Below are 3,277 nucleotides of genomic sequence, written 5' to 3'. Positions count from 1 at the left end.
GCCTCCTCCTACTCGATTAAGTGTAAAAAATAGGGTGTTTGATATACAAAAATCAAAGCTTAGCCACGGACTCTCTTACAATCAATGTCGGGGTTAGTTTGTGCTTCAATGGGTAGTCGCGTTTATTAATTAACGATAAAACACCTTTTGCAGCTTCTTCTCCCATCTCATGAACTGGAAAGTCGACCGTCGATAAGCGAGGACGAATATGCTGGCTATGAGTATCGTTATCGAAGCCTACGACTGAAAGGTCTCGCCCAATAATGAGGTTTCGCTCTGCTGCTACGTCATATACAGCAAGCGCGATGTTGTCATTTTGACAGAAAATCGCGGTGATCTCAGGGTCTCGGTCTAACAAGCGTCGCGCAGCTTCGTGGTTGCCTTGATGATCAAAGCGTCCCTCTACAAACAGCCCTGCGTCGTATTCGATACCGAACTCTAACAAGGCATTTCGATACCCTTGAAAGCGATCTCTACTATCAACTTTACTCAACTGGCCTGTGATACAAGCGACTTTTTTATGCCCGTTCTCAAGTAAGTGCTTCGTTGCAAGGTAGCCACCAAGCTCATTATCAATGTAAATACAGCGATCAGAAATCTCAGGAATAAAACGGTTGAGAACAATCATTGTTTCACTGTCTTTCGCTATTTTGATCAGTTCGTCATCACTGAGCTTGTCTGAGTGAACAATGAGGCCATCCACAAGTTTAGATTGCAAAAACTGGATAGAATCGAGCTCTTTGGTTCGTGATTCCTGGCCACTTGTAACGATTAAGTGAATATTATTTTGGCGAACGGTATCTTCGGCTGTATGCATTAATGGTCCATAGAAAGGCCCATCAAGCGAACCAACTAGCATGCCAATGCTATTTGAACGACTGGAGGCTAGAGCTTGTGCAAACGCATTAGGCTTGTAGCCCAGTTGATCAATAGCTTTGAATACTTTTTCGCGATTGGCTTCCTTTACCGTAGGGTGACCATTTAATGCTCGTGAGACGGTTGATTGAGAAACTTGAGCAAGTTCAGATACTTCTTTAATGGTGATCAATGGTAGTGGCCTTATCTCTACAAGGAGTGAACTAAGCTATATTACCTTCGTGATCAATAAGAGCCTAGTAATCCAATGATTAATATTTAAAAACTCAGAACTGCTTAACGCTAAATTTGAAGGTTAAGCATACAAAGTAAGGTCACGAATATTTCCATATACTCGTTCAAATATCAAGCAAGCGCTTTCTTTGTGTTGTAATAAAAGTGAATCTGTTTTTCTGAACTTCGTTGTAAGCTAGAAAAAACAGAAGCCTTAGAATAAAGGGATTCTAGGGTGTTATGCAGATAATCAGGTCAAAAAATTCTTGAGAATCTACACAAACCACAACGAATTTTAGCAAAATGTGAAACCCAACAAGAAAGCGCTTTCTTAAGGTGAGCGTTGTCTCTTTTTTGAACTATGCACTTTTATATACTCATTTTGAAACAGTCGTGCATGGCATATTGGGTCCATGCTCACGGACTTATTCATTTATCGACTTTCTGTTATGGGCTCCGATATTACGTGTCGCCTGCTTAGAAAGTCGTGATACAAGGAGTTGTAATGCAAGATCTAACCAATCAGGTAAAGATATTAACGTCTTTTATTTCTGCCGCTTTGATGTCTGGCTGCACGGCGATAGAGCTGCCGGTATCCGAAAGTGCTGACTTAGCTCAAACTGAAAAAGCGATTGTGCTATCCCATGCTCCAGTTACTTTAAGTTCAGACTGGCAATTGGTGTGGGAAGACCAGTTTGAAGGCGAGCAAATAAATAAACGTAATTGGTCATTAGAAGTGAACTGTTGGGGAGGAGGGAACAATGAACAACAGTGCTACACGGATGATCCTAATAACGCATTTGTTAAAGATGGCTTTTTACACATTGTCGCGCTGAAGCAAAGTCATACTGGGCCTGACAATGCCGAAGGTACGATTGGCGGAGCAACTAAAACACTCCCTTATACTTCTGCGAGGCTAAGTACAAGAGACAAGCGTGACACCAAATATGGCCGTTATGAAATCAGAGCAAAGTTACCCGGTGGACAAGGTTCATGGCCCGCGATTTGGATGCTGCCAACCGACAATAAATATGGTACATGGGCTGCTTCTGGCGAAATCGATATTATGGAAGCGGTTAACCTAAACACACTTTCAGATGCGGCGGGAGCGAAAAATGATGCTCTAGAGAGCCGGGTCTACGGGACGTTACATTACGGACGAAATTGGCCAGACAATGTTTATAAAGGGCAAGCCGCGACATTGCCAAATGGTGTGAACCCTACTGAGGGCTTCCATACATACGCGATTGAGTGGGAAGAAGGTGAAATTCGTTGGTATGTAGACAATATTCATTACGCGACTCAAACTCAAGAGGGCTGGTACAGCCAATATGAAGCGGAAGAAGGGAAACTCATTAATGCGAGTGGAGCAGCTCCGTTTGATGAAAAGTTTCATTTGTTATTGAACTTGGCCGTCGGTGGGGCGTGGTCAGCAAACGCAAATGATAAAGGCATCGACGAAGGTTTGTTTCCGAAAACAATGCTAGTTGATTCAGTAAAGGTTTACCGTTGTAAGGTTGATCGTTGGAAAGGAAAAGGGTGTGCAAGTCGTTCTGAACATGCAATACAAGTGATAGGGCACGAAGCTCCAGAGATCTTAGCAACCGATGATAGTTATGCTGATGGACCAACGTTGGAGATTTTTACCGAAACTCTTAACGCAAGCTTGGCTTATGCAAGTTATGACCCATTGGATATTGTTGACTATCAAGAAGTGACCGAACCAGATCGTGGAACAGTGCTACAAGTGAATAAGAATCAAGGATCAGGAAATATCTATTTTCGTTCTCCTGTAACAGATGTGACACATTGGCAAGAGACGGGTGAACTGGTCTTTGATTTGAAAGTTGAGAGCATGGCCGACGGGGTTGAACTATTGGTTAAGATGGACAGTGGCTGGCCGAAAACAAGTGACTATACCGTGCCGCTATCAGCAATCAATGAATGGAAGACGGTACGTATTCCAATCGCTGACATTTTAAAGAGAGACAACCGTTTTGCTGGTGGGAATCAAGCTGATCCAACAACGATCACTAACCTTTTAGTGTTTGAGCCTCAAGGAGAAATGAGTTTTAAATTAGACAATATTCGATTTGAAAAGTAAGCTTTTTAACAAAAGGGTTTGAATAAAATTCTGAATATAAAGGGAACATACGATGTATGTTCCCTTTTTTATTGTGCGCCGAGC

At 42.4% G+C, this 3,277-nt stretch carries 2 protein-coding genes; one reads left to right on the top strand and one right to left on the bottom strand.

Annotated features, from left to right (window positions below):
* Nucleotides 1–52: 52 nt before the first annotated feature.
* Entirely contained in the window at nucleotides 53–1,048 is a 996-nt protein-coding gene (locus AB4371_RS19810; RefSeq protein ID WP_102319824.1) for a LacI family DNA-binding transcriptional regulator, read from the bottom strand.
* A gap of 546 nt (nucleotides 1,049–1,594) precedes the next feature.
* Between AB4371_RS19810 and AB4371_RS19805 the strand changes: the two genes are divergently transcribed.
* Nucleotides 1,595–3,193, top strand: coding sequence for a glycoside hydrolase family 16 protein (locus AB4371_RS19805; protein ID WP_057621915.1), 1,599 nt, complete (start codon nucleotides 1,595–1,597; stop codon nucleotides 3,191–3,193).
* Nucleotides 3,194–3,277: the final 84 nt, after the last annotated feature.

Origin of the sequence: Vibrio sp. 10N.261.51.A3 (genome assembly GCF_041471965.1) — a bacterium.
GTDB classification, from domain to species: domain Bacteria; phylum Pseudomonadota; class Gammaproteobacteria; order Enterobacterales; family Vibrionaceae; genus Vibrio; species Vibrio crassostreae_C.
This window is presented reverse-complemented; position numbering and strand designations above follow the sequence as displayed.

Bases quoted from the DNA above. Each gene is read 5' to 3' on its own strand.
- AB4371_RS19805 (WP_057621915.1), top strand. From the start codon at position 1,595: ATGCAAGATCTAACCAATCAGGTAAAGATATTAACGTCTTTTATTTCT.